Below are 21,818 nucleotides of genomic sequence, written 5' to 3'. Positions count from 1 at the left end.
GGGTGCGTCCGCCCACGAGCGGGGGCGCCCGTCGGCCTCATCACTCCCAGGGAGGCCGGCCTGTGGCCGCGACCATCACCACTGACATCCTCATCATCGGCGCGGGCCCGGTCGGGCTCTACGGCGCCTACTGCGCGGGCTTCCGCGGCCTGCGGACGGTCGTCGTCGACGCGCTGCCGCAGTGCGGCGGCCAGATCACCGCGCTGTACCCGGAGAAGGAGATCCGCGACATCGCCGCAGTACCGGGTTCGCGTGGGCGGGAGGTGGTCGCGGCGCTGAAGGAGCAGGCCGACGCCTTCGGTCCGCGGTACCTGCTCGGCAAGCAGGCGGTCGGGCTCGCCCACGCCCCCGGGGGCCGCCCGCGGGTCACGCTCTCCGACGGCGCCGTGATCGACGCCGGCGCGGTCGTGCTGACGGCGGGGATCGGCACCTTCACGCCGAGGACGTTTCCGGCCGGGGAGGAGTTCCTCGGCAGGGGGCTGAGCTACTTCGTCCCGGATCCCGCGGAGTACGAGGACCGGGACGTGCTCGTCGTCGGCGGCGGGGACAGCGCCGTGGACTGGACGCTCGCCCTGCACCCCATCGCCCGCTCGGTGACCCTCGTGCACCGGCGGAGCGCGTTCCGGGCGCACGCCGCGAGCGTGCGCGAGGTGCACGGATGCGGGGCCGAGATCGTCCTCAACGCCCAGGTCGAGGCGCTCGTCGGCGACGACCGGCTGCGCGAGGCGCACCTGCGGGTCGACGGCGAGGCGGACGTCCAGGTGCGCAAGGCCGACGCGGTGGTGGCGGCGCTCGGCTTCGTCAGCAACCTCGGGCCGCTCCTCGACTGGGGCCTGGCGCTGGATCGGCGCGCCATCGTCGTGGACACCCGGATGCGGACCACGGTGGACCGGGTCTACGCGGCCGGCGACGTCACCGCCTATCCCGGCAAGGTCCGGCTGATGTCCGTCGGGTTCGGGGAGGCGGCCACCGCGGTCAACAACGCGGCCGTCGTCCTCGACCCCGCGCTGTCGCTGTTCCCCGGGCACTCGACCGAATCCACCTGACCCGGCCGGAACCATCGCAAAGGCCGCCGGCCCGGGATCCTCCCGGGCCGGCGGCCTTTCCGGCGTCCGCTAGCCCTCGCCGGCGAGGTCGAGGGCGGCGATGTAGGAGAAGGCCATCGACGAGCCCACCGGCCCGCCCGCGCCCGGGTAGATCCGGCCCGACATCGGGGCCATCGTGTTCCCGGACGCGTACAGGCCGCCGATCACCGAGCCGTCGGCGCGCAGGACGCGCGCGTGGTCGTCGGTCCGCAGACCGCCCTTGGTGCCGAGGTCGGACAGCACGATCGGGACCGCGTAGAACGGCGCCTCGCCGACCACGCCGAGGCACGGGTTCGGCCCGTCGGTGTGCGGCGCCACCTGCTGCGCGATCATGAGGTCCCAGGGCGCCTCGCCACGCTGGAAGTCCTCGTCCTTGCCGCTCTGGGCGAACCCGTTGAACCGCTCGACCGTCTCGGTGAGTGCGCCCGCGGGCACCCCGATCTGCGCCGCGAGTTCCTCGAGCGTGTCCGCCCGCTTCAGGACGCCCGCCTCGAGGAACCGTTCGACGTCGAACCAGCCGCGCATCGACGGGGCGACGGGCAGTCCCTCGAACGCCTTCTCGTTGGCGATCTGCCGCTGGTCGAACACCCAGTACGTGGGGATGTGGGACACCTCGGACTCGCGCTGCATCCGGAGCATCTCGTGGCCGGCCCGGTCGTAGGGCAGCCGCTCGTTCATGTAGCGCCGTCCTGCGGCGTTGACGAAGACGCCGCTCCACACCGAGGTGTAGAAGACCGGGCGCGAGCCGGGGACGACGAGGCCGGGCGCGAACCAGGACTCGTCGAGCAGGTGGGTGTCCGCGCCGATCGCCATGGCCGCCTCCAGGGCGCCGCCGGTGTTGCCCGGGGCGCCCTGGGTCCACTCGTCGGTGATCCCGGGCTGGTACCGCCCGCGCAGCTCGGCGTTGCGCTCGTAGCCGCCGGCGGCCAGGATCACGCCCTTGCCGGCGCGCAACCGCACGGGCACGCCCTCGCTCAGCGCCTCCACCCCGACGACCGAGCCCTCTTCGACGATGAGGCTCCGCAGCTCCGTGTTCACCCGCACCGTGCCGTTCCCGGTCTCCATGAACGCGAGCAGCGCGCGGCCGATCAGCGCCTGTCCGCCGGACATGACGGGATCGATCTCGGCGCCCCAGCGCTCGGTCCAGATGGGCCTGCGCACCAGGGGCTCCAGGTCGCCGAGGAGGGAGCGCTGGAAGTCCGGCGGGAAGATCGTGCGCCCCTCGGCCAGGCTGCCGGGATGCTCGGGGAAGTAGTCCGGCACGCCGAGCCACTCGAACCACTGGAACAGCGGGTTCTTCTCCAGCTCGTCGATCATGCGGGGCCCGGCCGTGAGGAAGGCCTCCCGCAGGCTCGCCGGCGAGTCGTCGCCCACGATCGCGTCGAGGTACACCCGGCCGAGGTCGATGTCGTCCCGCACCCCGGCGCGCAGCTCGGCGGCGTTGCCGGGAAGCCAGATCCCGGCCCCCGAGTACGCCGTCGTGCCGCCCACGTACTCGGTCTTCTCGATGACCAGCGTGCGCAGCCCGCGGGACGCGGCCGCGTAGGCGCCGATGAGGCCCCCGCCCGACCCGACGACGATGACGTCGTAGTGCTCGGATTCGGCTGTGCCGCTCATGAATTGTCCTTTCCCGGCTCGAGGCCGGCATTCGAGAGCGCTTCGAGGTGCGCGAACGTCTTGGTGCCGGTCTCGCCCAGTTCCATGATCTCCACGAAGTGGCCCAGTTCGGCCCGCATGTCGAGGTAGCCGAAACGGAGGCCGCCGCTGTCGCCGAACTGCTTCCAGCTTCTGCCGCCGGCGGCGACGATCGCCGAGGCCTCGTCGAAGTCGTCGACGAGGAATCCCAAGTGGTGCAGGGTCGCCGGTTCGCCGGGCCGGATGGCGTCCCGGTAGAGATCGACCGAGCCGCTGACCGGCCGGATGATCTCCAGATTGGTTCGGCCCGCGTTCACCAGGGCGACGTCGATGACCCATTCATCGGCCGGTTCGCCGTCCACCACCACGAAATCGGATCCACCGGATCCGGGATCCTTATCGCCGCCGACGAGTGCGGACCGGTAGTGCTTGATGCACTCGACGGTCCCCAGTCTTGATTCGAGGTAGGACGCTGCTGCGTCGATATCGTCGGTCACATAGCCGAGTTGCTGGAAATTTCGGAAGAGATCGCTCAACGATCGCATTCTGGAACCTGTTCCCGGCGTGGCCCGCCGTGCTGAAGGGGTTCGGTATCGCTGCTTTACCGGCACTCTTCCCTTTGCGCTCCGGACGGTCCACCGCGCGTCCCATCGAGCGGAACCGGCCGCGCCTCCGTCGGCCCCGGCGCTGTGCGGCAGGTCACAGGGGACCCTTGACAGGTATGCCGCCGGATGTGACGGTGGTCACCGAACAGGACACTGATTAGCCTTCAGAGTCCGGTGCTTGAGCAGTAGAGGTGCTGTGAGCTGCCTCGAGCACTGTAATAGGGCACTGATTGGGAAGGGTGGCAGTCATGTCATCGACCTCGACACGAGGTGCTTCGATCACATCAGCGGAGTCGGTCATCGATCATGCGGGGATGCGCGCGACCCCGGCCGCGGGCGAGCGCACCGTCCTGGGCCGGATCGCCTCGGTCATGGAGGCGTTCAACGACGGGCACAAGGTGCTGAGCCTCGGCGACCTCAACGAGCACACGCACCTGCCGAAATCCACCTTGCACCGGCTGGCCGACCAGCTGTGCCAGGTCGGCTGGCTCGAACGCGCCTCCGGGGGGTACCGCGTCGGCATGCGGCTGTTCGAGCTGGGCAACCTCGCGGTCGAGGGGAGCCGGCTCCAGGAGGTCGCGCTTCCGCACCTGCAGGCCCTCGCGGCCAAGGTCGGGATGGCGGTGCAGCTCGCCGTGCTCGACACGGTCGACGTCGTGTACCTCGAGCGCGTCATGGTCGGTCCGCTCCGGCTGCCCACCCGGCGCGGAGGAAGGAAGCCCGCCTACTGCACCGCGCTGGGAAAGGCGATGCTGGCCTTCGACGAGGAGGCGGCGCAGGCGGCGGCCTCCGCGCGGATGCCGAAGTGCACGCCCAGGACGATCGTGGATCCGTCCGCCCTGCGCACCGAGCTCCAGCGGATCCGCGAGGCCGGCATCGCGTTCGACCGCGGCGAGGCGTTCGACAACCTGGTCTGCGTGGCCGCGCCCATCCGGCGCTCCGGCCGCGCGATAGGGGCGGTCTCCGTCACCGGGCTGGCCGGCCGGATGCGATGGAACACGACGACCGAGGCCGTGCGGGGCACCGCGGCGGCGATCTGGAACGCCACCTACAGCGTCCAGGGCGCCGCGGGCGCCTGGACCTGATCCGCCCCCCTCCGCCGCCCGTGGGGGAAACCCTCGTGCTAACGCGAAGACCGCCGCGAACCGCCCGGTTACGCGTGCGGAGGACCCTGAAGGCGCCGCCGAGCCCCTCGCCGCCGCCGATCCCCCGTCACGGGGTGCGGTCGCGAGGAGCTCGGAGCCGGCGTCCGGGTCAGCGGTGGATCCAGCCCGCGTCGTGCCAGTACGTCTCCAGGTTCGCCATGGGCTCGGGCCACGTCTCGGTGTAGGTGACGCCCTCCGGCCCGGCCGTCATGATGTACGGCGTCCCCGCCCTGCTGATCCAGAATTCGCCGGGACCGACGGTCCGGCTGCCCTCTTCCCCGTCCTTTCCCCAGGCGACATGGAACCGCCCGGCGAACACGACGATCAGTTCGTCGAGGTTGTGGTGGTGGCGGGGGACCGCGAAGTCCGGGGCGCAGCGCAGTCCGTTGATGTTGAAGGATCCGTCGACCCGCGTCGAGATCCACATGTTGCCCGCGAATGTTTTCGCCATGTCGACGGGGGCATCGGCGAGCAGTCCGCCGCCGGCCCAGAGATAAGAGGGCATGTCCTGCTCGACCGGCAGTTCCATCCAACCCTCATCGGACACCAGACTGAAGTTCTCGATCGTCACGCCGCCATTATGTCGATGGCCTTGGAGTGCGTCCCGATGCCGTTCCGTTGACTGGAATCCGATCGGCGGTGCGGTTCCGTCCCACCACATGGAATGCGGGCGCGACGGAAACCGCTCAGGTGCGTACGTTCGCGGTGTGAATCTTATCTTCGGTGACCTGTTGAGCGATGCGGATTGGGTTCCGATGAACCTCGATCAGCAGAGCTTTCCGAGCTACTTCTGGAAGGACGGCGGTCTGCTGGCCGACGCCCCTGTGGATTTCGCCGCGACGTTCGACGGCGCGATGTGGGTGAGCACGGCGCCGATCGACCTTCCGCGCTTCAACCGCAACCCGCTGCGGGTGGTACCGCATTTCACGGTGCCCCGCCACCACCACAATGTCGACGAGATGCTCTTCGTCCTGGCCGGCGAGTACAGCATCGAGTACGACGACGAGGGAGGGTCGAAGACGGTCCGGGTAGGGCCGGGGGAGATCTTCCTCAGCCGGGCCGGCACGCCGTACACGATGACCGCGGGACCCGAGGGCGTCACCTACATCGAGACGTGGCCGAGGCCGGTGACCGAGCTGGAGACGGTCTGGCACGACCGCGGCTGGGTCCGCAGGTGAGGGGGCCGCGATGACGGAACTGACGCATGACGGCACCCGCAGGACCGTCGAGACGCCGAAGGGGACACTGCACTACCACGAGGCGGGCGAAGGCCCGCCCCTGCTCCTGCTGCACGGATCGGGACCGGGGGTCAGCGGCTGGGCCAACTACCGGGACAACCTGCCGGTCTTCGCCGAGCACTTCCGGACGCTCGTCCTGGACTTCCCGGGATTCGGCAAGAGTCACTCCTGCGAGGGCAACCCGATGGCCGCCGCGCTGCCGGCGGTCCTGGACTTCCTGTCCGCCCTCTCGCTCGACGCCGTCCCGGTGGTGGGCAACTCGATGGGCGGGAACATCGCCGCCCAGCTGGCGGCCCGGCACCCCGAACGGGTGAGCAGGCTCGTCACCATCGGCGGCGTCGGGCTGCCGGTGTTCAGCCCGTCGCCGCCCGAGGGGATCAAGCTGCTCGTTCAGTTCGTCGAGGATCCGACGCGGGCACGGCTGATGGCCTGGATGGAGTCCATGGTCTACGACACCGCCCTCCTGACGGAGGAGTTCGTCGAGATGCGGTGGCGGGCCGCCTCGGATCCGGCGGCGCTCGCCGACATCCGGAAGCTGTTCAACGCCGGGTCGCTGGCCGCGATGCGCGACCGGGGCCCCGGCGCCGTCGCCCAGGTCGAACTGCTCACGTCGATCAGGGCGCCGACCCTGGTCGCCTTCGGGCGGGACGACCGGGTGACCCCGCTCGACAGCCTCCTCGTCCCGATGCGCCTCATCCCGAAGTGCGAGGTGCACGTGTTCCCCGACTGCGGTCACTGGGCGATGATCGAGCGCAAGGACGAGTTCGAGAGCGTCGTGCTCTCCTTCCTGCTGCGCGACCTGAAGTGACCTGACAAGACGACGAGCACCGGGTGTCCCCTCGCGGGCCCGGTGCTCGTCGTCGTTCACGGTGTCCCGCACGCCCCTTGCTTATCGCTGTTTTAGTTATATCATTTGTTCAAATATGCTGTTTTGATACCGATGATCATGGAGGCTCGCATGTCGGACAACGGGGCGACGGCCGTCAACGGGCCGGAGGCGGGACCCCGGCTCCCCGAGGGGGACTGGCTCGGGACGCCCCATCTGAGGTTCGAGCGCCACGGGGCGTTCGCGCGCGTGGTCGTGGATCGGCCGGAGGCGCGCAACGCGCTCACCCCGGCGATGTACTTCGGCATCCGCTACGCCGTCCGCGTGGTGGACGCCGATCCGGACCTCGCGGGCCTGCTCATCACCGGGGTGGACGACGTGTTCATCCCCGGCGGCGACCTGGGCAAGAAGGCGGGGGACAACTGGCTGCACCTCGGGGGAGTCCCGGGCGCGATCGACGTGGTCCCCTTCGACGTCCTCCGCCAGAGCGTCAAGCCGGTCGTCTCGGCCGTCAACGGGATCTGCCAGGGCGGCGGGCTGATGATCGCGCTGTGCTCGGACCTCGCCGTGGTGAGCGATCGCGCGACGTTCCGGGTGCCGGAACTGCTGCGCGGCATCTCCGACACCTACTACGCGCAGGTGCTGGTCCGCCTCCTCGGACCGGTGCGGACGCGCGACCTGATGCTCACGGCGCGCACCCTCACGGCCGAGGAGGCACTCGACTGGGGCCTGGTCAGCCGGGTCGTCCCCCATGACGAGCTGATGGCGAGCGCGACGGAGATCCTCGCCGAGTGCTGCAAGACCGCGCCGCTGGCCCGCCGCGACATCAAGCGGGTGCTCGACCAGTACGTCGGGCTGCACGACCGGGTCGCGATGTTCGACAGCCTCCAGCGGCCCGAGTCACGGGAGGGCTTCGCCGCCTTCATCGAGAAGCGGTCTCCCGACTGGGTGCACGCCGACCTCGCGGCCGCCCAGCCGAAGAAGTGACGCCGCGGGCGGGCATCGACGTTCCCTGGAGTCTCCGGCCGCGCGGTCCCGTCCGTCGATCGCCGGTCCGGCGGCCCGGTTCGGTGCGCCGCACCAGCACGATCGACGCGACCTGGCCCGGCGGCCGGGGCGCCGGGACGGTCCTCACAGGTCGGGCCCGCGACCTGCGCACCCCGGCCGAGGGCGAGCCCCGCGTGGTGGCCGAGGCGTCGATGCGGGTGAACGTCGGGACGGACCGGCGGATCACCGAGGTCGTCACGGATCCCGGCGCCCCCGGCACCGCAGCCCTCGTCGGCGGGCCGAGCCAGAGCGGATACCGCGCGCTCCTGGCGGGGGCGGTGCCCGGCGAGATCACGGCGGCGACGCCGCTGCATCTGCTGCTCGACGACGTCCCGGGCGCGGCGCTGGTCTCGGGGGTCGCGTTCCGCTGCTGGCACGGCGGACCGGTGCCGGCCGTCCCGGTGGACCGCTCACGGCTGCCCCGCGAGGGCGCCTGCATCGGCTACCAGCCGGGTTCCAGCGCGCTGGAACCCGAGGAGCACCTCCGCTGGACGCGGCGGACCGCGCGGGCGGACGAGGTCGACTCCGGCGAGGACGCCATGGCCTGGCATCCCCTCCGGATCCTCCGGGAACCGTCCCTGCGCCGGTCGCGCCGCATCGACGTCTGGACGGCCGGTGACACCGTCCACGTCGACGCCTTCTTCCAGGACGCCGCGGCGCTCCCAGGCGGCGGAAGGCAGGTGGTCCACGAGTACACCCTGACCGCCGAGGCCGACCGCGCCACCGGGATCTTGCGTGCGCTCACCCCGGTGCCGAGGGTGCTGCCGCACCACGAGTGCCCGCTGGCGGTGGTCACCGCCGCCCGGGTGGTGGGCCTGCCCCTCGCCGGGCTCCGTCCCGCCGTGCTGCGGGAGCTGCGGGGCACCGCGGGATGCACCCACCTCAACGACACCCTCCGCGCGCTGGCCGATGTGCCGGCGCTCGCGGAAACGCTCACGGGCACGGCCGGCGGCCGACGACCCGGATCCGAAGGAGAAGCATGAGTTCAGCCGTCATCGTCAGCGCGGTGCGGACGCCCATCGCCACGTCGTTCAAGGGAACGCTCCGGGACACCTCCGCCGAGGAGCTGGCGACCGTGGTGCTGAAGGCCGCCATCGCACGGTCGGCCCTCGCCCCCGAGGACATCGACGACGTCATCCTCGCCGAGGAGCTGGCCGGAGGGGGCGACATCGCACGCTACGCGGCGGTCGCCGCGGGTCTCATCGGCGTGCCCGGCCAGTCGGTCAACCGGCACTGCGCGGGGAGCCTCGCCGCGGTCGGCAACGCGGCGGGCAGCATCGCGGCGGGCATGGACCGGGCGGTGGTCGCGGGCGGCACCCACGCCGCGTCGATGAACCCCGGGCTGTCGTGGCGGGTGCCCGGCTCGGCGGAGCCGCGCATCGGCTACCACCCGACCTTCCCGTACTACGAGGGCGCCACCGACGATGTGGCGGTCTCCGTCGGCTGGAACACCGCGCGGGAGGCGTCGATCTCCCGGGCGGAGATGGACGCCTGGGCGAAGCGCTCCCAGGACCGGGCGATCTCCGCGATAGACGCCGGGGTCTTCGCCGACGAGATCGTGCCCGTGGACGTCGTGGTCGACGGCACGCCGACCCGGTTCGCGGTCGACGAGCACCCGCGGCGCGGCTCCACGCTGGAGAAGCTGGCGTCGCTCAAGCCGCTGCGGCCCGGGATCGAGGGCTTCAGCATCACCGCGGGCAACGCCAGCGGAGTGAACGACGCGGCCTCGGCCCTGGTGCTCACCAGCGCGGAACTCGCCGCCGAGCGCGGTCTGGCGCCGCTGGCCCGCGTCCGCGCGTGGGCCGCGATCGGCGTCGCGCCGCACCGGACCGGGATGGGCGGGGTGGAGGTGATCCCGCTGGTGCTGAAGCGGGCCGGGCTGAGCGTCGCGGACGTCGACCTCTGGGAGATCAACGAGGCCTTCGCCCCGGTGCCGATCGCGGCCTGCAAGCTGCTCGGCCTCGACGAGGAGAAGGTCAACATCTACGGCAGCGGATGCAGCCTCGGCCACCCCGTCGCCGCGTCGGGCGCGCGGATGCTCACCACCCTCGCGCACGAGCTGCGCCGCAGGGGCGGCGGTGTCGCCGTGGCGGCGATGTGCGCGGCCGGCGGCCAGGGCGGCGCCGTCGTGATCGAGGCGTAGATGGGGACCACGACGCGGAGCGGAGCCCGGGTCGCGCTGGTCACGGGGGCGAGCGAGGGCATCGGCCGGGCGGTGGCCGAGCGGCTGGCACGGGACGGGTACCGGGTCGCGATGGCCGCCCGGCCTTCGGCGAAGCTCGAACGGGCCGCGGCCGAGGTCGGCTCCGGCGCCTTCGCCGTCGGGTGCGACCTCACCCGTCAGCGGGACGCCGAAAAGGCGGTGGCCCAGGTCGAGGCGCACGCGGGCCGGATCGACGCGCTGGTCAACTGCGCGAGCGCGACGCGGTTCGGCACCGCGCTGTCCCTCACCGACGAGGAGTGGGTGACCGGGTTCGAGGTCAAGGTCTTCGGCGCGCTGCGCCTGATCCGGGCGGCCTGGCCGCTGCTCGCGGCGTCCGGCGGCGCCGTCGTCAGCATCGGCGGGATCGGGGCGCGCACCCCGCGTGACGCGACCGCGATGTCCGGGCCGCTGAGCGCCGCGCTGCTGGCGCTCACGAAGGTCTTCGCCGACCGGGGCCGGGCGGACGGGATCCGGGTCAACGCGGTGAATCCCGGCGCGGTGCGGACCCCCCGGTTCACCGCGATGCTGGAGCGGCAGGCCGCGGAGCGGGGGCTCGCGCTGGAGGAGCTCGTCGCGGAGATGGTCCGGCGGGACGAGATCACCAGGCTCGGCACCCCGCAGGACATCGCGGGCGTGGTCGCGTTCCTGCTCTCCGCCGAGGGTGAACTCTTGCACGGTGCGATCGTCGACGCCGACGGCGGCCGGACCAAGGGCATCTGAATTCCGGCCGGCGCGCGGTGCCCCTCCGCGCGCCGGCCGGTCCTCATCCCGCCGGACGGCCGCCGCTGCTCAGCAGGATCTGCCCGACCACGTTCGACGAGCCGGGCGACGCCAGGTAGAGGATGTTGTCGGCGATCTGCTCGGCGGTCGCGTACCCGGCCGCCGTGGCCCGGATCTGCGCGCGGAGCTCGGCCGGCTTCCGGCCGGCCATCGGGGTGTCCACGGGGCCGGGGGCCACGACGTTCAGGCGGACGCCGAACCTGGCGAGTTCCTTGGCCGCGGACTGCGCCAGCGCGTGCGCCCCCGCCTTCGCGGCCACATAGTGGGCCAGGCCCGGCGTCGCCGCGAAGGCCGAGGACGAGCCGACCGTGACGATCGTGCCGCGACGAGCGGGCACCATGATCCGGGCCGCGGCGCGCAGCACATGGAAGGTCCCGTCGAGGTTGACCGCCATGATCCGGCGCCAGCGGTCGTCGGACAGCCCGCGCAGGACGTCGGCGGGTTCGCCCTCCCGCATCGCGCGGCTCATCTCCTCGGCCGCGGCCGGATCGTCCAGGCCCGCGGTGTTGACCACCAGATCGAGCCCGCCGTGTTCGGCGGCGACACCGTCGAAGCAGGCGTTGACGGCGTCGGGATCGGTCACGTCGAGCAGCGCCGCCGTCCCGTTCGCCACGCGTTCGGCGACGCCCCGCGCCCCCGACGGGTCGAGGTCGGCCACGATGATCGCCGCCGCGCCTTCGGCCCCGAGCCGGGACGCGACGGCGGCGCCGATGCCGGACCCGCCGCCGGTGACGATCGCGACCGCGCCCTGGAAGCGGCCGGGGATGAAGCCGGTCATCGGCCGCTCTCCGTTCCGCCGGGGAGTCGGCGGTAGGTGACCGCACGCTCCTCGGCGCCGGGGAACAGGGTCAGCTCCGCCGCGACGCGCTGGCCGACGGCGATGTCCGCGCCGCTCTCCCCGAGCAGGATCCCCGGCAGCCTGGGCCCCTCGTCGAACTCGACGAGGGCCACGACGTAGGGGACGAGCGAGGCGAACGCCGGGACGCTGGGGTGGTGCACGACGATGTGGCTGTAGACGGTGCCGGTGCCCGCGACGTCGGCGAACTCCGTCGGGCCCGCGCAGCGGTTGCAGCGCTCCAGAGGGCGCGGCAGCCACGTCCCGCAGTCCGTGCAGCGGCAGAGGGCGAGGCGGCCCTCGCGGGTCGCCTCCCAGAAGCCGATGCTGTCGGCGTCGATGAGGGGTGCGGGCGGCGCCGGTACGTGCTTCGTCATCGCGGTCTCCTGCTCGGTGGTCTCGGTCCGGCTCAACGCGTCCCCTCCCAGATCAGGGCGCCGCCGGACGGGCCGGCGCCCGCGGTGACCAGGGCGCGGCGGGCGCCGGGCACCTGGCGGTCGCCGGCGTCGCCGCGCAGCTGGAGCGCCGCCTCGTAGTGGTGGTTGAGCCCGTGGAGGTAGCCCTCGGACAGCAGGCCGCCGTGCGGGTTGACGACGACGTCGCCGCCGTAGGTCGCCCGGTTCTCGCGGAAGAAGGCGCCGGTCTCGCCTTTCCCGCAGAAGCCGTAGTCCTCGAAGGTGGCCATCACGGTGCCGGTGAAGCAGTCGTACATGCAGGCGACGTCCATGTCGGCGGGGCGCAGGTCCGTGCTCGCCCACAGGCGCTTGGACGCGTATGCGGAGTACATGTCGGACAGATCTGGGAAGTTCGTCCAGGAGCCGCCGTTGGTGTGGGCCTCGCCGAAGCCCGCCATCCGGATCGGCTCGTGGCGCAGGTCCCGGGCGCGGTCGAGGGTCGTCACGACCAGGGCCACCGCGCCGTCGGTCTCCAGGCAGCAGTCGTAGAGCCGGAACGGCTCGCAGATCCACCGGGCCGACAGGTAGTCGTCCATGTCGATCACCTTGCGCTGCATGGCGTGCGGGTTGGCGGCGGCGTGCCGCCGCATGGTGATGGCGATCTCGCCGAAGTCCTCGTCGGTCGTCCCGTAGACGTGCTTGTGCCGCTGGGCGAACATCGCGATCCACATGGGCGGGATGACGTAGCCGTTGAGCGCCGAGAACTGGAGTTCGCCGCGCATCGCCAGCGCCGGGCGCTCCCCGCGGCCGTACCGGTTGCCCGACCGTCCGTTGAGCGACCGGAAGACCACCACCGTGTCGCAGATGCCGGCCTGGACGGCGGCGAACGCCTGTCCCATGACCGTGACGGCGAGGTTCCCGCCGCCGTGCACGTCGGCGGCGAGCCCGAGGTCGAGGGCGCCGATCGCCCTGCCGAGGTCGGTGGCGGAGGCCGAGTCGTTGGTGTGGAAGTCGACGATCCCGTCGACCTCGTCACCGCGCAGGCCCGCGTCGTCCAGTGCCGCGCGGGCCGCCGCCGCGGCCATGGCCAGCGGGGTCTGCCCGGAGGCCTTGCTGAACGCGGTCCGGCCGATGCCCACCAGGGCCGCTTCACGTGTCCGCATCCTCTTCCTCTCACCTAGCTATATTGCCTATCCAATATAGATGAGTAAGATGATTGTCGGTAGGGCGGCGGCGTTCCGCACGATAGGTCCCCCGAGCCAGGGGAGGCGGCGTGCGGTTCCGCTGGGCGGGACGGCCGCCGCCCGCATCGGTGAAGGGGAGGAAAAGTGCGCGCTGCGCGTTGCGAGGTCTACGGAAGCCCGGCGGAGATCGTCGTCCGCGAGGTCCAGGATCCGGAGCCCGGCCCCGGCCAGGTGCTCGTCGACGTGGAGGCGGCCGGGGTCAACTTCCCCGACCTGCTCTTCGTGGCCGACCGCTACCAGGTGTCGGCGCCCCTTCCGTTCACGCCGGGAAGCGAGTTCGCCGGTCGGGTCGCCGCGTTGGGCGAGGGGGTGGAAGGGCTCTCCGTGGGGGACGCCGTCCACGGCTCCGTCTTCACCGGCGCGATGGCCGAACGGCTCGTGGCGCCCGCGGCGTCGGTCTCGCCGATCCCCGAGGGCCTGTCGATGGAAGAGGCCGCCGCGTTCCGGGTCACCTATATGACCGGCTACCACTCCCTGGTCACCGCGGGGAGCCTGCGGCCCGGCGACTGGGTCGTGGTGCTCGGCGCGGCGGGCGGCGTCGGCACGGCGACGGTCGACATCGCCGTCCGGCTCGGCGCCCGGGTGATCGCGGCGGCGTCCTCGGCCGAGCGGCTGAAGGTCTGCGCCGCCCTCGGCGCGGAAGAGGTCGTCGACTACACGAGCGAGGACCTCAAGGCGCGGATCAAGGAGATCACCGGCGGCGGCGCCGACCTCGTCGTCGACCCCGTCGGCGACCGCTGGGCCGAACCGGCGCTGCGCGCCCTGCGCTGGGGCGGCCGGTTCGTCTCGGTCGGCTTCGCCGGTGGCGAGATCCCCCGCATCCCGCTCAACCTGGTCCTGCTCAAGAACATCACCGTCCGCGGCATGGAGCTGCGGACGTGGAACGAGCGCTACCCCGAGGAGACCGCGAAGGGGCGGGCTGAGCTGGCGCGCCTGGTCGAGGACGGCATGCGGCCGGCGGTCTCGGAGACGCACGACCTCGACGGCGTCGCCGTCGCGCTCCAGCGGGTGGCCGACCGGCTGCCCACCGGCAAGGTGGTCATTCGGACCGTCCGCTGAGCGGCGCGGTCCAGACAGAAGGAGACGAGATGGCAGACTCGGTAGTGCTGGAACAGCGTGGCGGCATCCTGGTCATCACGATCAACCGTCCCGAGGCCAGGAACGCCCTCGACCGGGAGGCGTCGCTCCGCATCGCCGCCGCGGCGGACCGGCTGGACGCCGACGACGAGCTGCGCGTGGGCGTGCTGACCGGCGCGGGCGGGGCCTTCTGCTCGGGAATGGACCTCAAGGCGTGGATGACCGGGGAGACCCCGAACATCGAGGGCCGGGGCTTCGGGGGAGTGACGGTCACCCCGCCGCGCAAGCCGCTGATCGCCGCGGTCGAGGGCTGGGCCCTCGCGGGCGGCTTCGAGCTGATGCTCGCCTGCGACATGGTGGTGGCGGCGGAGAACAGCAGGTTCGGCGTCCCCGAGGTCAAGCGCGCCCTGGTGGCGGGGGGAGGCGCCGCGATGCTCCTGCCCCGCCGTATCCCGCAGGCCATCGCCATGGAGTTCCTGCTGACCGGGGAGCCCGTCACCGCGCGGCGCGCGGCCGAACTGGGCCTGGTCAACCGGATCACCCCGGAGGGCGAGGCGCTGGCGGGCGCGCTGGAGCTCGCCGCGGCGGTCGCCGCGAACGGCCCGATGGCCGTCGCGGTGACCAAGGAGATCGCGGTGGTGCAGACGGACTGGACGCTGGAGGACGGCTGGCGGAACAACGCGGAGCTCTGCGCCCCGGTCTTCGCCTCGGCCGACGCCAAGGAGGGCGCCGCGGCCTTCGCGGCCAGGCGCACGCCCGTCTGGCAAGGCCGGTAGCACCCACTTTTCAGGATTCACCAGTTGATCGCCTCCCGTCCGGTGCACGGAGCCCGGCGGGCGGCAGGACAGGCCAGGGAGTCGTTGTGAAGCTTCGAATCGGTCAGGCGCTCGTGAGCGCGGTCGACGACACGTCCGTGGTCGTCACCCGGAGCGGTGTGGAGGAGGCCCTGCTGACCTGCGGCGGGGTACGCATGGTCACCGCGGGGGAGACGGTGCCGGGCGCGGAGGCGGACCCGGCGCAGGCCGCGGGCACCGTACTCGGCAAGCGGTACTCCGACCCGGCGGGACGGATCGAGGTGCTCTGCACCAAGAGCGGCACCGGCACCCTCGCGTTGGACGGGGAACCACTGGGCCTGCTCCAGGCCAAGCCCCTGCCCGCGTCGGACTGAGCGGGGCGACATGAGACTGATGACGCTTGTCGGCATGGCCGCCGAAGGGTTCGGGGACCGCGTCGTGGTGGGCGGCAGGACCACCGGTTTCACCGCCGCGGGCGTCGCGGCGCGGGCGGGATCGGGTGCCGCGCTCGTGCGCGAGCGCGGTGCCGACGCGATCGTGTACCTGGCGGTCAACGGGCCGGCCTTCCCCGTCGCGCTGTTCGCCGCGGACCTCGCGGGCGTGCCGCTGGTCCCGCTGAACTACCGGCTCGGCGAGCAGCAGCTGGAGGCGCTCCTGGCCAAGCACCCCGACGCGCTCGTGATCGCCGACCCACGAGGGCTGGAGCACCTGCGGAGATGCGGAAGGGACGGCATCACTCCATCCGAGTGGCTCGCGGAGACCGAGGCGGACCGCGGAGGCGTCGCAGCGGACGACGCCGACCCGGACGCCGTCGCGGTCGTCATCTACACGAGCGGGACCACCTCGGAGCCGAAGGGCGTCCTGCTGCGGCACAGCAACCTGGTCTCCTATGTGCTCGGCTCGGTGGAGTTCGCCTCCGCCGGCGGGGAGGACGCGGCTCTCGTCAGCGTGCCGCCATACCACATCGCGGCCGTCGCCAACGTGATCACCAACCTGTTCGCCGGACGGCGCAGCCTGGTCCTCGAGGCGTTCGCGCCCGAGGAATGGCTGCGCTCGGTGCGGGAGGAACGGGTGACGAGCGCGATGGTCGTGCCGACGATGCTCGCGCGGATCATCGAGAGCGACGCGGACAAGGCGGTCCCCTCGCTGCGGTCGCTCGCCTACGGAGGCGCCCCGATGCCGGGCGCCCTCATCGAGCGGGCGCTGACCGTCTGGCCGGAGGTCGGCTTCGTCAACGCCTACGGGCTGACCGAGACGAGCTCCACCATCACGGTGCTGGGACCGGACGAGCACCGCGCGGCCCTGGCGTCCGAGGACCCGCGGGTGCGGGCGCGGCTGGCCTCGGCCGGCCGGGCGCTGCCCGGCGTCGACCTGGAGATCCGTGACCACGAGGGCAGGGCTCTCGGGCCGGGCCGGACCGGCCGGATCTGCGTCCGAGGGGCCCAGGTGTCGGCCGAGTACGCGGGCATCGGGCGCGCGGTGGACGCCGACGGCTTCTTCGACACCCGAGACGAAGGCCGCCTCGACGAGGACGGGTATCTGTTCATCGGCGGCCGGGTGGACGACACCATCATCCGCGGCGCGGAGAACATCGCGCCCGCCGAGATCGAGGACGTGCTCCTGCGCCACCCGGCGGTGACGGACGCGGTGGTGTTCGGCGTCTCCGACGAGGAGTGGGGCCAGCGCGTCGAGGCGGCCGTGGTCATCCGGGCCGGAGCCTCGGCCGACGAGGAGGAACTGCGCGCCTTCGCGCTGCGGACGCTGCGCTCCAGCAAGACCCCGGACCGGATCTGGCTCCTCCCGGAGCTGCCCCGCACCGAGACGGGCAAGCTGCTGCGGCGCAAGATGCCGGAACTCGTCGGCTCGGCCCCGGGCGCGGGCGACTGAGCACCGGAAGCCGAACGGCCTCCCCGCAAGACGCGGGGAGGCCGTTCGGCTTCCGGAGTCCTTCCGGCTAAACGATCAGTGAGAGGACGCGTTCGTGGTGTTCGGAGGTGGAGCCGTACAGGAGTTCGTCCACCTTCGCACGGCGCAGGTAGAGGTGCAGGTCGTGCTCCCAGGTGAAGCCGATGCCGCCGTGCGTCTGGAGCGCCTCGCCGGCCAGCGCGCTGATGCCCTCGCCGGTGAACGCCTTGGCGGCGCTGGACGCGAGCGAGGCGTCCGGGACGCCGGCGTCGAGTGCCATGGCCGCGTAGTAGATCGCGGCGCGGGCGCCCTTGAGCGTGGTCAGCATGTCGGCGACCTTGTGCTTGACCGACTGGAAGCTCCCGAGCTGCCGGTCGAACTGCTTGCGCACCTTGACGTAGTCGACCGTCATCTCCAGCAGCCGTTCGCCGACGCCGAGCGCGTCGGCCGCGGTGACGACCGCGGCGGCGTCGAGCAGCCGCCGGATCTCGGCGGGGTCGGCGGAGACCACCTGGGCCGACGGGACGAACACGTCGTCGAAGACGACGTCGTACCAGCCGCGGGTCTCGTCGAGGGTCCTGCGGCGCTCGGGCTCCGCCGCGGCGGCCTCCAGGAGCACGAGCCGCGCCGCGTCGCTCTCGAAGTCGGCGACCACGAGGAACCAGTCGGCGGAGCCCGCGGAGTGCACCGCGGTGGCCCTGCCGTTCAGGACGAGCCCGTGCGGCGCGCGAGCGGCCGACACCCTGCCGTGGTGGACCAGGCTCGCCTTCTGGCCGCGGGCCGTCAGCCCCCGCACGGCCTCGGCGGCCTTCGGCGAGTCGGACCGGGAGAGGACCGACGCGGTCAGCGCGGTGTCGACGAACGGACCGGGCGCCACCGCGCGGCCGAGTTCCTCGGCGACCAGGCAGAGCTCCACCAGCCCCTGGCCCGCTCCTTCGTGCTCCTCCGGCACGGCCAGGCCCGTCCAGCCGAGTTCCGCGCCGCGCCGCCACAGCTTGTCGTCGACGTCCCCGCCGCTCTCGGCGAGCGCGCGGACCAGCGCGGGCGGGCATGCGGCGGCGAGCATGCTGCGGGAGACCTCGCGAAGCGTCGCCTGCTCCTCGGTCGGCTCGAAGTCCACGTGATCGCCCTCTTTCTCTTGCGGTGGCGCCCGGCAGTTGCGGGCTAGTATATCGCTAAAGCAGAATAATCATCTTACCAATTGTACCCTTAGGCAAGGAGAGGTCATGGGAGACCCCTACGAGACCGTGGTGTTCGAGGTCGCGGACCACGTCGCCACGGTCACGCTCGACCGGCCGGACAAGCTCAACGCCTTCAACAACCAGATGATCGCCGAGTTCCGGGACCTCTGGACGAGGGTGCGCCGCGACGACGACATCCATGTCGTGGTGCTCCGGGCCGCCGGAGACCGGGCGTTCTGCACCGGGCTCGACGTGGGCGAGGGCCTCGACCTGGCCGAGAACGTGTGGAGCCAGGAGGACCCCGGCAGCGGGCTCGGCCCGAAGCAGAACAAGGTGTGGAAGCCGGTCGTCGCGGCGGTGCACGGCATGGTGGCCGGCGGCGCGTTCTACTGGCTGAACGAGTGCGACATCGTGATCGGGGCCGACGACGCGACGTTCTTCGACCCGCATGTCTCCTACGGCCTGACCTCGGCGCTGGAGCCCATCGGCCTGGCGCGCCGGATCCCGCTCGGCGAGGCCCTGCGATGGGCGCTGATCGGCCTCGACGAGCGGATGTCGGCCGCTCGCGCCCGGGAGATCGGCCTGGTGTCCGAGCTCGTCCCCTTCGCGCAGCTGTGGGAGCGGGCCGACGAGATCGCCCGGATCATCGCCGCGAAGCCGCCGGCCGCGATCCAGGGGACGGTCAAGGCCATCTGGGAGACCCTGGACCTGGACCGGGAGACCGCGCAGTCGGTCGGCTGGAACTACACGACGGTCGGCAACCCGATCGGCAAGGCGCAGGTGTCGCGCGACGGGTTCGTCAAGCCCCGGTGGACACTGCGCTGAGCGCCGTGCCGAGCGCACAGCGGCCCTCCGAGGCACCACGTGCTCCGGAGGGCCTCGCCCCTCAGGAATGCCGCGCGATCTCCGCGGCGAGGAGATCCTCCAGCGTCTCGGCCGCCGGAGCGGGCAGCTCGACCGGCGCGTCCCGGGTGGGCAGCAGCACCACCGCGGTGCCCGGCGTGGTCTGCTCACCGCGCTGGTTCCAGCAGCCGATCTCGACGTGGACCTCGTTGCGGCCCTCGGTCCGGACCTTGTCCACGACCCTGCCGCGCACCCAGGTCGTGTCACCGAGGTAGTTGAACCCGCGGTGCTCGCAGCGGAGCTTGAACAGCCAGGCGTCGTCGCCCATCCAGTCGGTGAGCGCGTGGGTCAGCCAGGTCTCCCGCATGGCCCCGTAGTCGTAGCTCATGGGGATGCCGAGCTCGGCCGCGCGCTCAGGGTCCCAGTGCAGCCTCTGGACGGTGTCGGGGATGTTCCGCGCGTTGCGCGGGTAGAGCCCCGGCGCCTTCCGCCGGATGCGCCGGGCGAGCCCGAACGCGCCGGGCGGGGTGAGCTGCATTCCCCACCCGATGTGCCACACCACCACGTCGGTGACGGTCAGCGGTCCTTTGACCCGCGGCTGGATCTCGTCGCCGACGGCCACGTCCTCGAAGTACCGGGGGGTGGCGCCCCGCCGCGTCTCGGCGTCGTAGGCCGCCTCGATCTCCGCCAGCTGCTCGTCGGTGTAGGGGTCGAAGGAAAGCGGCTTCTTCTCCTTGGCCCGGTCCCGCGACGTGTGGCGCTCGGCGTTGATCCACGTTCCGCGCCGGACGGCGACGATCTCGCCGTCCCCGTTGGCGTAGAGGAAGTCGTGGGTGACGTGCGCGGCGCGTCCGCCGAAGCTGCTCGGCTTCTCCTTGACCCCGACCTGGGCGCGGACGACCCGGCACCGGTCCCCGGCGCGCAGCGGACGGTGGTACTCGAACTCCATGGCCGCCTGGTAGGAGCCGAGACCGGCGAACGGATCGCCCTTCAGCAGGAGCCGCTGCTCCTCGGTGAGCGGCGGCGCGGCGCTCTCGCCCATCGCGTAGACCATGTTCGGCGGCGCGATGAGCGCGCCCCACCTGGTCTTCTCGCCGTATTCGGGATCGCAGTACAGCGGGTTGCCGTCGCCGTAGCCGTAGGCGAAGTGGCGGGTGGCGTCCGCGTTGACCTCGGTGATGTGCGCGGGATCCGTGCGCAGGGGGATGCCGATCCTGCGCCGGGATCGTTCCAGCGCCTGGTCGGTGAGGACGCCGAAGCTCTCGCTACCGTCGTTCGTCAAGGGATTCTCCTGTCGGCGAGAGCTGCGGGACGTCCGGTGCCGGATCGGCCGGGTGGTCGGCGAAGAACCGGTCGCGGACCAGGGGCCGGCTGACCTTCAGCGAGGGCGTGCGGGGGAGCGCGTCGACGACCTTGAGGGTCACCGGGAGCTGGTAGCGGGTGAGCCTGCTCGCGAGGAAGGCCATGAGCTCCTCGGCGGTGGTGGGCCGCGAGACCGTCACCGCGGCGACGGGCACTTCCCCGAGCCGCGGATCGGGCAGCCCGATCGCGGCGGCCTCGGCCACCGAGGGATGCCGGCAGAGGGCGTCCTCGATGACCGCGGGTGGGATCTTGAAGCCCCCTCGGTTGATGGCCTCGTCGGCGCGCCCGTGGATGAACAGGAACCCGTCCTCGTCGACGGCGGCGAGATCGGTGGTGCGCAGCCAGCTCCCGTCCGCGCCGGGGAGCTGCCTCCCGCGGGCCTCCAGCAGGCCGATCGCGCCGGCGGTCAGGACCGCGGCGGTGTCGCGGTCGACGATCCGCAGCTCGATCCCGTGGTGGGCCCGGCCGACGCTGCCCCGCTTCGCGCCGCCCCACTCGACCTTGTCGGCGAGCGTCCAGCCGGCGATCGCCCCCGCGAACTCGGTGGCGCCATAGGTGCCCAGTACGGGAACGCCGTAGCGCTTCTCGAACTCCTCCGCCAGCTCGGGCGGCAGCGGGGCGCTCCCGGAGCCGATGGCGCGGACCCCCTTGAAGACGTCCAGCGGTACCTGGGCCTGGAGCACCATGCGCAGCGCGGCGGGCGCCAGGCGGACGAAGCCCGGCCGGTGCCGCCGCACCAGCTCCACCCAGGCGTCGACGTCGAACTTCTCCATCAGCGCGATGCCCCGGCCTTCGAGGACATAGGCGATGGCGAAGTACAGGCCGCTGATATGGGCCAGGGAGGCCCACAGGATCGCGGGCCTGCCTCGCAGCCGGGGGGCGGTGTCCCCGAGGTCGGTCCCGGCCGCCCGGAACGCGGCGACCATCCTGTCGTAGGTCAGTTCGATCCGTTTGGGCCGGCCGGTGGTCCCGCTGGTCATCATCAGCACCGCGATGTCGTCTGCGGACCTCAGCGCGGGATTCGCGGTCCACGCGACGGGCTGCGCGCCCAGCGCGCGGTCAGAGCCTGTCCGCAGCGCGATCGCGCCGCACCTCTCGGCCGCGGACAGGGTGGCCGGGCGGGCCCAGTCCTGGTCCTCGGCGATGAGCACGTCCGGCGCCAGGTCGACGATGTCGGCGGCCAGCCCGTCGTCGCCCAGCTGCGGGCTCAGCGTGACGAGCTGGCGCCCGGTGCCGATGGTCGCGACGGCGGCGGCGACCGGTCCCGGGCGGTTGCGCAGGATGACGCCGACCCGCCGCGCACCGGGGTGCGCGCCGAGCAGGGATTCGAGGTCGGTGATGGCGTCCGAATAGAACGACCAGGGGAGGGTCTGCTCGCCGAACGCGATGGCCGACGCGGTCGGATCCAGCGCCAGCACCTCCCCGATCCGGCGAGTGAGCAGCAGGCTGTCGCGATGCGCAGCGTAGGTCGATGGATCCCGGTTGGTCATGCTGTCCTTCCAACGTCGCCTTATAGAGCTATATTAGTTAGCTCATTGTCTGTTAGCTTGACAGTCCCGGGGTCGCCGGCCCGGGGTTGCAGGATAAGGTACAATCAGCTAACTAAAGAAGGAAAGTA

At 72.0% G+C, this 21,818-nt stretch carries 22 protein-coding genes; 13 read left to right on the top strand and 9 right to left on the bottom strand.

Annotated features, from left to right (window positions below):
- Positions 1-62: 62 nt before the first annotated feature.
- Complete coding sequence (locus EDD29_RS25190) at positions 63-1,046, top strand: NAD(P)/FAD-dependent oxidoreductase (RefSeq protein WP_123666785.1); 984 nt, start codon at positions 63-65, stop codon at positions 1,044-1,046.
- 69 nt (positions 1,047-1,115) lie between these two features.
- Here the strand turns inward: EDD29_RS25190 and EDD29_RS25185 are convergent, their stop codons facing one another.
- On the bottom strand, positions 1,116-2,702 hold the full coding sequence (locus EDD29_RS25185) for an FAD-binding protein (protein ID WP_123666784.1): 1,587 nt from the start codon (positions 2,700-2,702) through the stop codon (positions 1,116-1,118).
- Entirely contained in the window at positions 2,699-3,256 is a 558-nt protein-coding gene (locus EDD29_RS25180) for a VOC family protein (RefSeq protein WP_211359887.1), read from the bottom strand. The genes EDD29_RS25185 and EDD29_RS25180 overlap by 4 nt, the downstream gene beginning before the upstream one ends.
- 383 nt (positions 3,257-3,639) lie before the next feature.
- Here EDD29_RS25180 and EDD29_RS25175 point away from each other — a divergent pair, with 383 nt between their 5' ends.
- Complete coding sequence (locus EDD29_RS25175; RefSeq protein WP_170201559.1) at positions 3,640-4,410, top strand: IclR family transcriptional regulator; 771 nt, start codon at positions 3,640-3,642, stop codon at positions 4,408-4,410.
- A 169-nt stretch (positions 4,411-4,579) separates the two neighbouring features.
- Here EDD29_RS25175 and EDD29_RS25170 read toward each other — a convergent pair whose 3' ends face one another.
- Positions 4,580-5,041, bottom strand: coding sequence for a cupin domain-containing protein (locus EDD29_RS25170; RefSeq protein ID WP_123666781.1), 462 nt, complete (start codon positions 5,039-5,041; stop codon positions 4,580-4,582).
- Positions 5,042-5,201: 160 nt separating this feature from the next.
- Between EDD29_RS25170 and EDD29_RS25165 the strand changes: the two genes are divergently transcribed.
- From EDD29_RS25165 to EDD29_RS25140, 6 genes are all read left to right on the top strand, one after another.
- Positions 5,202-5,648, top strand: coding sequence for a cupin domain-containing protein (locus EDD29_RS25165; protein ID WP_211359886.1), 447 nt, complete (start codon positions 5,202-5,204; stop codon positions 5,646-5,648).
- A gap of 10 nt (positions 5,649-5,658) precedes the next feature.
- Positions 5,659-6,516 carry an alpha/beta fold hydrolase gene (locus EDD29_RS25160; RefSeq protein ID WP_123666779.1) on the top strand — a complete coding sequence of 286 codons (858 nt, stop codon included), beginning with the start codon at positions 5,659-5,661 and terminating at the stop codon, positions 6,514-6,516.
- Positions 6,517-6,666: 150 nt separating this feature from the next.
- Complete coding sequence (locus EDD29_RS25155) at positions 6,667-7,521, top strand: enoyl-CoA hydratase/isomerase family protein (protein ID WP_123666778.1); 855 nt, start codon at positions 6,667-6,669, stop codon at positions 7,519-7,521.
- Positions 7,522-7,604: 83 nt separating this feature from the next.
- Positions 7,605-8,564 carry a DUF2889 domain-containing protein gene (locus EDD29_RS25150; protein ID WP_123666777.1) on the top strand — a complete coding sequence of 320 codons (960 nt, stop codon included), beginning with the start codon at positions 7,605-7,607 and terminating at the stop codon, positions 8,562-8,564.
- Positions 8,561-9,724, top strand: a complete 1,164-nt coding sequence (locus EDD29_RS25145; RefSeq protein ID WP_123666776.1) for a thiolase family protein — start codon at positions 8,561-8,563, stop codon at positions 9,722-9,724. Before EDD29_RS25150 ends, EDD29_RS25145 begins: the two co-directional genes overlap by 4 nt.
- Positions 9,725-10,504 carry an SDR family NAD(P)-dependent oxidoreductase gene (locus tag EDD29_RS25140; protein WP_123666775.1) on the top strand — a complete coding sequence of 260 codons (780 nt, stop codon included), beginning with the start codon at positions 9,725-9,727 and terminating at the stop codon, positions 10,502-10,504.
- Between the two features lie 43 nt (positions 10,505-10,547).
- Here the strand turns inward: EDD29_RS25140 and EDD29_RS25135 are convergent, their stop codons facing one another.
- From EDD29_RS25135 to EDD29_RS25125, 3 genes are read right to left on the bottom strand one after another with little or no spacing between them, the layout of a single operon-like run.
- A complete protein-coding gene (locus EDD29_RS25135) occupies positions 10,548-11,342 on the bottom strand; it encodes an SDR family NAD(P)-dependent oxidoreductase (protein ID WP_123666774.1) in 795 nt (264 codons plus the stop codon).
- Positions 11,339-11,812: a Zn-ribbon domain-containing OB-fold protein gene (locus EDD29_RS25130; RefSeq protein WP_246052996.1), complete on the bottom strand. Its 474-nt coding sequence runs from the start codon at positions 11,810-11,812 to the stop codon at positions 11,339-11,341. The genes EDD29_RS25135 and EDD29_RS25130 overlap by 4 nt, the downstream gene beginning before the upstream one ends.
- Positions 11,809-12,957 carry a thiolase C-terminal domain-containing protein gene (locus EDD29_RS25125; RefSeq protein WP_211359885.1) on the bottom strand — a complete coding sequence of 383 codons (1,149 nt, stop codon included), beginning with the start codon at positions 12,955-12,957 and terminating at the stop codon, positions 11,809-11,811. Before EDD29_RS25125 ends, EDD29_RS25130 begins: the two co-directional genes overlap by 4 nt.
- Before the next feature lie 165 nt (positions 12,958-13,122).
- On the opposite strand from EDD29_RS25125, the gene EDD29_RS25120 reads away from it, so the two are divergent.
- The 4 genes from EDD29_RS25120 to EDD29_RS25105 all read left to right on the top strand — a co-directional run bounded on the left by EDD29_RS25120 (position 13,123) and on the right by EDD29_RS25105 (position 16,796).
- Complete coding sequence (locus EDD29_RS25120; protein ID WP_123666773.1) at positions 13,123-14,097, top strand: NADPH:quinone oxidoreductase family protein; 975 nt, start codon at positions 13,123-13,125, stop codon at positions 14,095-14,097.
- Positions 14,098-14,126: 29 nt separating this feature from the next.
- Positions 14,127-14,891: a crotonase/enoyl-CoA hydratase family protein gene (locus EDD29_RS25115; RefSeq protein WP_123666772.1), complete on the top strand. Its 765-nt coding sequence runs from the start codon at positions 14,127-14,129 to the stop codon at positions 14,889-14,891.
- Between the two features lie 86 nt (positions 14,892-14,977).
- Positions 14,978-15,283: a hypothetical protein gene (locus EDD29_RS25110; protein ID WP_123666771.1), complete on the top strand. Its 306-nt coding sequence runs from the start codon at positions 14,978-14,980 to the stop codon at positions 15,281-15,283.
- Between the two features lie 19 nt (positions 15,284-15,302).
- Entirely contained in the window at positions 15,303-16,796 is a 1,494-nt protein-coding gene (locus EDD29_RS25105) for a class I adenylate-forming enzyme family protein (RefSeq protein ID WP_211359884.1), read from the top strand.
- A gap of 67 nt (positions 16,797-16,863) precedes the next feature.
- Here EDD29_RS25105 and EDD29_RS25100 read toward each other — a convergent pair whose 3' ends face one another.
- Positions 16,864-17,934, bottom strand: a complete 1,071-nt coding sequence (locus EDD29_RS25100; RefSeq protein ID WP_123666769.1) for an acyl-CoA dehydrogenase family protein — start codon at positions 17,932-17,934, stop codon at positions 16,864-16,866.
- A gap of 106 nt (positions 17,935-18,040) precedes the next feature.
- Between EDD29_RS25100 and EDD29_RS25095 the strand changes: the two genes are divergently transcribed.
- Positions 18,041-18,820: an enoyl-CoA hydratase/isomerase family protein gene (locus tag EDD29_RS25095; RefSeq protein ID WP_123666768.1), complete on the top strand. Its 780-nt coding sequence runs from the start codon at positions 18,041-18,043 to the stop codon at positions 18,818-18,820.
- A gap of 61 nt (positions 18,821-18,881) precedes the next feature.
- Here EDD29_RS25095 and EDD29_RS25090 read toward each other — a convergent pair whose 3' ends face one another.
- Together EDD29_RS25090 and EDD29_RS25085 are read right to left on the bottom strand one after the other, a co-directional pair.
- Positions 18,882-20,120 (bottom strand): FAS1-like dehydratase domain-containing protein, encoded by a 1,239-nt coding sequence (locus EDD29_RS25090; protein ID WP_123666767.1) that lies wholly within the window; start codon positions 20,118-20,120, stop codon positions 18,882-18,884.
- Complete coding sequence (locus tag EDD29_RS25085) at positions 20,104-21,690, bottom strand: class I adenylate-forming enzyme family protein (protein ID WP_123666766.1); 1,587 nt, start codon at positions 21,688-21,690, stop codon at positions 20,104-20,106. The genes EDD29_RS25090 and EDD29_RS25085 overlap by 17 nt, the downstream gene beginning before the upstream one ends.
- Between the last annotated feature and the right edge of the window lie 128 nt (positions 21,691-21,818).

Source organism: Actinocorallia herbida (genome assembly GCF_003751225.1).
Taxonomy (GTDB): Bacteria; Actinomycetota; Actinomycetes; order Streptosporangiales; family Streptosporangiaceae; genus Actinocorallia; species Actinocorallia herbida.
The sequence above is the reverse complement of the archived record's forward strand: the minus strand, read 5'-3'. Positions and strand labels throughout refer to the sequence as shown.